This is a genomic window from Okeania hirsuta, assembly GCF_003838195.1.
GTDB classification, from domain to species: Bacteria; Cyanobacteriota; Cyanobacteriia; order Cyanobacteriales; family Microcoleaceae; genus Okeania; species Okeania hirsuta.
In genome coordinates, this window is sequence record NZ_RCBY01000368.1 from 1 (window position 1) to 5,095 (window position 5,095).

Annotated in this window: 6 protein-coding genes; 3 read left to right on the top strand and 3 right to left on the bottom strand. The window is 37.1% G+C overall.

Going from position 1 to position 5,095, the window contains the following annotated elements; all coding sequences use genetic code 11:
* Positions 1-524: 524 nt before the first annotated feature.
* Positions 525-800, top strand: coding sequence for a transposase (locus tag D5R40_RS37175; RefSeq protein ID WP_192901206.1), 276 nt, complete (start codon positions 525-527; stop codon positions 798-800).
* A 755-nt stretch (positions 801-1,555) separates the two neighbouring features.
* On the opposite strand, the gene metK is transcribed toward D5R40_RS37175, so the two are convergent.
* On the bottom strand, positions 1,556-2,815 hold the full coding sequence (gene metK / locus D5R40_RS30260) for a methionine adenosyltransferase (protein ID WP_124147213.1): 1,260 nt from the start codon (positions 2,813-2,815) through the stop codon (positions 1,556-1,558).
* Positions 2,816-3,619: 804 nt separating this feature from the next.
* On the opposite strand from metK, the gene D5R40_RS30265 reads away from it, so the two are divergent.
* Both D5R40_RS30265 and D5R40_RS36475 read left to right on the top strand, forming a co-directional pair.
* Positions 3,620-3,688: a hypothetical protein gene (locus D5R40_RS30265; protein ID WP_338043253.1), complete on the top strand. Its 69-nt coding sequence runs from the start codon at positions 3,620-3,622 to the stop codon at positions 3,686-3,688.
* Complete coding sequence (locus D5R40_RS36475; protein WP_161564700.1) at positions 3,660-3,797, top strand: hypothetical protein; 138 nt, start codon at positions 3,660-3,662, stop codon at positions 3,795-3,797. The genes D5R40_RS30265 and D5R40_RS36475 overlap by 29 nt, the downstream gene beginning before the upstream one ends.
* A gap of 50 nt (positions 3,798-3,847) precedes the next feature.
* Here D5R40_RS36475 and D5R40_RS30270 read toward each other — a convergent pair whose 3' ends face one another.
* A complete protein-coding gene (locus D5R40_RS30270; RefSeq protein ID WP_124147215.1) occupies positions 3,848-4,582 on the bottom strand; it encodes an HAD family hydrolase in 735 nt (244 codons plus the stop codon).
* A 294-nt stretch (positions 4,583-4,876) separates the two neighbouring features.
* Positions 4,877-5,095, bottom strand: a 219-nt coding sequence (locus D5R40_RS30275; protein ID WP_192901329.1) for a hypothetical protein, incomplete at its 5' end; no start/stop codon positions are given.

Here is a 5,095-nt window from a genome sequence, read left to right on the forward strand (position 1 = left end):
GCAAAGCTTTCCGTTCCGGAATGCTACCGCAAACGCTAACCGCCATCTCACCCTACAGGAAGCTGCGAAGATCGACCGCTTTTTATCCCCTAAAAAGGCTATGCTTTATAAACATCTTTCTTAGTATAAAACTTGACAAAATATACAAGTTATGTGCTAGCCTTTCAAAGATTTTTACCAGAGAAAAAGTGTATTAAAAAGTAGATTTTTCTTGATAACTTAAGTAGTTTTTCCGATCTAAATTGATTCTTTATCTCTTCTCCCCTGCTCCCTACTCCCCTACTCCCCTACTCCACACAAGGTTTTCAGGAGTTCCTTATAAGGGATACCTAAAAAGGGGAGGCTTTAGACCGGAATTTTTCGGTAAAAATGATATAATCTTTTTGATTCAATGGTGGTAAAGACAGAAAGCAAAAACTTATCTAAAATTTATCAAACTTACTCATAATTATAGCTATAAAACTAAAATGAGTAAATTTTATCAGTTGTTTATCCATTGAGTCGTTATCACCTACAATTAAGGCATGAAGCTAGTTGAACGTCATGTTATTACCAAATCACATAATTTGTGGTTAGCTTGTCACAACAAGGCTTTTTTGTCAAAAAATCTGTTCAATTTAGCCAATTATTATTATCGCCAACATTTCTTTTCTTATCAAAAGAAACTAAGCTTTAATCAACTGTATCATCTAGTATCTAATACTGATGATTATCAAGCTTTACCAACTAAAGTTAGCAAGCAAATAATCAGGAGATTAGACTCAGCTTGGAATAGTTATTTTGCAGCTTTAAGAGAGTGACAAAAACAGCCAAATAAATTTTTAGGAAAACCGAAATTTAGTGGAAAAAGAGTAACAATAGGGTTGTATAAAACCAGGGAAAATAAATTATTAAATGCAGATGTAAATAGGTCGTTGAACATTATTAAAAAAGTAATTCCTGATGTCTTGGACCAAGGAATAAAGGGTTTGCCGTTTAACCCTGTGGTGGTCGAACCACTAAGAACAACTAAGCTTTCAGGCTTTTGATTAAGTTTGAGTAAGTTTAGTTGAGCGGTAAAGTAGCTATACTTAAAAATAAGGCAAAATAAATAAAAATAAAAAAAGCAGACCGCTAATAACTGAATACTAATATGATATCCGTGTAATAAGTAATAAAAAACTTTCTTCTACTCTGGTCTCTTATTTCCTTCTCACTCCTGACTCCTACGGAAATGATTTAATTAGGGCTTGCTGATTAAATCTAAAAGCATTGACTGATATTGATTTCAGCCTTTTTTTGCCTTTAAAAAGTGCAAGTTTTTCGGTCTAAAGAGCTGCATAAAGCTAGTATTTTGGGATGATTATGGCAGAAAAATCAAGGGATAATTCTTCCTACTGCCTCCTCGCTCCCATACCCATTTCTCCTGTCTCCTGTCTCCTGTCTCCTGTCTCCTACCCCTACCAACAGACTTTATTCAGCAAACCCTAATTACTATAAAATAGCAACCAAAAGAAAGTTCTCTTGGTTGCTCAAAATCAGATATTATTTATAGTTCAAACTCTATAGACACTTATTATACTATAGAGGCTAACTGTGGACTAAATGCTTCCTTCAGTAACTCTACCTTATCTATTTGCTCCCAAGGTAAATCTAAGTCGTTACGCCCTAAGTGACCATAAGCAGCCACATCTTGGTAACAACGGCCTCCTCTTTCCGCAGGTAAGTTTCGGAGGTTAAAAGTTTGAATAATTCCTGCTGGACGAAGTTCAAAGTTTTCTTTAACTACCTCTAGTAACTTATCTTCATCTACTTTAGAAGTACCAAAAGTTTCAATCATCATGCTCACCGGTCTTGCTACTCCAATAGCATAACTAATTTGAACTTCACATTTTTCTGCTAGACCTGCTGCGACAATATTTTTTGCTATGTAGCGACAAGCATAAGCTGCGGAACGATCTACTTTTGTAGGATCTTTACCAGAAAAAGCTCCTCCACCATGACGGGAATAGCCACCATAAGTATCAATTATAATTTTACGTCCTGTAAGACCACAATCTCCCTGTGGACCGCCAATCACAAATTTACCAGTGGGGTTGACAAGGAAACGAGTTTGTGCATCTGGCTTAATCTCTATATCTGCAAATATAGGTTCCACAACATACTTCCAGAGGTCTTCTTTAATCTTTGCTTGAATTTCTGATAATTCTGTAATTTCCCCAATTGTAGCGGCGTGTTGGGTAGAAATTAAAATTGTATCAATACCAACAGGACGACCATCTTCGTAAGCAATAGTAACTTGGCTTTTGCCATCTGGCCGTAAATAAGAAAGTTGACCAGTTTTTCTAACTGCCGCTAGTTGACGACAAACGCGGTGCGCCAAACTGATAGGTAAAGGCATTAATTCAGGAGTTTCATTACAGGCGAAACCAAACATCAATCCTTGGTCTCCTGCACCCACTGCATCAAGTTCTTCGTCACTTAACTGCTCGCGAGTTTCTTGGGCCTTGTCTACCCCTTGAGCAATGTCTGCAGATTGCTCATCTAAAGCCACTAATACTGAGCAACTATCTGCAGAAAAACCATTTTCTGCATAAACATAGCCAATATCAGCAATTTTTTTTCTAGCTAATTCTATGTAATTTACTTGGGCCTTAGTGGTAATTTCACCAGTAATTAGGACTAACCCGGTGTTAACTACTACTTCAGCAGCTACACGACTCTGAGGGTCTTGGGTCAGTAGAGCATCTATAATAGTATCAGAAATTTGGTCGCAAATTTTATCTGGATGTCCTTCAGTAACAGACTCAGAAGTGAATAAGTAACGACTAGACAATAGTAGTTCCTCCTAATATTTTTCCAGGGATTAGCCGTTCAATCAACTTCAGCTTAGGGAGTTAAGGTTGTAAAAAATAACTACTTTCTACTATCTGTGAAGTCGGATGATTTTAAACGGCCTCACCTGAGATTATTTTTACTTGTCAATACATTTTTTTGGCCAGAAGCAGAAAATTCTAGATTACTTTTTACAGTCTCTAAGCTAAAAGTTGTTTTCTACTATAACAGGCGGTTGGTTATGCAAATACACAAATAATTAGGGTTTGCCGAAAAAAGCAGAGTGTGGGAAATTTGCGGAGGGTAGGGAGAAAGATAAAGTAGGAAGAATCATTTTACCTGTATCTTTCTGTGCTTGTCTGCCCAAAGTCCTAACTTTTTGGTCACTCAAGCTGAAAACTTGGCACTTTTTTTCGCTCCAAAAAGGCTAAAACTTTATATATATCAGTGCTTTTAGATTCGGTCGGTAAACCCTAATTAGGGTTTGCGCTCAAAAGTCTTTTTGTGAAGATGGGAGTAGGGAGTAGGGAGTAGGGAGTAGGGAGTAGTTAAGAGTCAGGAGGAATGGGAGTTATAGAGGAGGTAGAAGTAACAATTATCTCTTAATTTTTCTGTCCTACTCAACTTTTTCTGCTAACTTTTTGCGCCTTTTTGACCTCAAAGCTGCTACAATTTTGGGACTAAAAATTGCTTTTAGCAATATCAGTCAATGCTTTCATATAATTTCAGCAAACCCTAATTAATCTCGTAGCCAAGTAAATGTCGCGACTTGTATATATTCTTTTTACCTAAGTATTGCTCAGAAATGAACCCAATTGAGCTGGAGTGGAAGCATCTCAAGAAAGATGAATTATCTATCAGGTCAAATGTTTGATGACAAGTTAGATCTTGCTTATGCAGTAATTGACGGTATTCAAGCTAGGGGAGAAAAGGGAAACTACAGTACGGAACGTTTTAAATTTTACTCAAATCAAACTGCTTAAAATTTCTTTACATACTTTGGTTTTTTTTCACCGACTTACTTAATTTCTATTTACAATACTTTGATTTCTTCTAAATGGGCGATCGCTACATCTGCTCCCTGTAAATAGTTAACTTCTGACTTGCCCCAACAAATTCCGATACAACCTGCTGCTCCTGCTTTTTTAGCCATTTCTATATCCATGGGAGAATCTCCCACCATTAATACTTTATCTGGTGTAACTCCCAATTTTTGGCAAGCTTGTAAGAATAGTTCTGGATCTGGTTTACTTGGACCATCATCAACCCCCATTTCTAGTTGGATATAATCTTTGAGTTGATAGTATTTGACAAAATTTTGTACTGCTTTTGTGGAAGCTGCAGATAATATGCCCAGTTTTATACCCTTTTCCCAGAGATACTTTAGCACTTCCAGACTTCCTATAAATATAGGAGAAGGTTCAGATTGTGGCAAGATTTTTTCAGCTTCCTCAAAAGTCTCTTTGGCAATAGCTAGTGACTCTAACCATCCTCGACCTGTTTCAGCAATATAAGCTGCTGCTGCAATTTCATTTTCTCGCCTACTTCCAACTGCCATTAATCCTGTCGGGTTAAGATTTTGTCCATCAATCCCGAAAGACATTAGTAATGGTTCTCCAATTCCTGGAATTTTAGCGTCGATGAGGCGAGCTAGCTTTTGTCCTAAATTTCTGAGAAACTCTTGGGAGTTTTCCAAAGTGCCATCTTTATCAAAAATTATTGCTTGAATATCTTGGAATATTACATCTCGGCAGTTAATAGCTACCATTCTTTAAAATAGGAAAAAATATATTTTTAATTATTACTATAGCAATGTGCGCTGGCATATTTACAAATTACAAGAGGTGTCCAATAGCTAAAAGTCTTATATTATCAGCTTTTTATTCCTCCTGTTGCCAGATGAGCTGTTGCCTGTTGCCTGCGCACAGCGCTATAGAGTTTATTCTGATTAAGAATATCAAGTCAGCAGGATATAGGGAGTAGTTATAAGTTATTTTTGATTTAGTTATTTTCTAACTTATTCTTTTATTTACTCCCTATTCACCTACTAACCTCAATCTACTTATTCTACAGTTGCTGCTGATTTTTCTTCATCTTCTGTTGTTTCTGCTGTCGCTTCAACTTCAGGTGCTTCTGTTGTTTCTGTTGTTTCTACCGTCGCTTCAACTTCAGGTGCTTCTGTGGTTTCTACTGCTGCTTCAACTTCAGGCGCTTCTGTGGTTTCTACTGCTGCTTCAACTTCAGGCGCTTCTGTGGTTTCTACTGCTGCTTCAACTTCAGG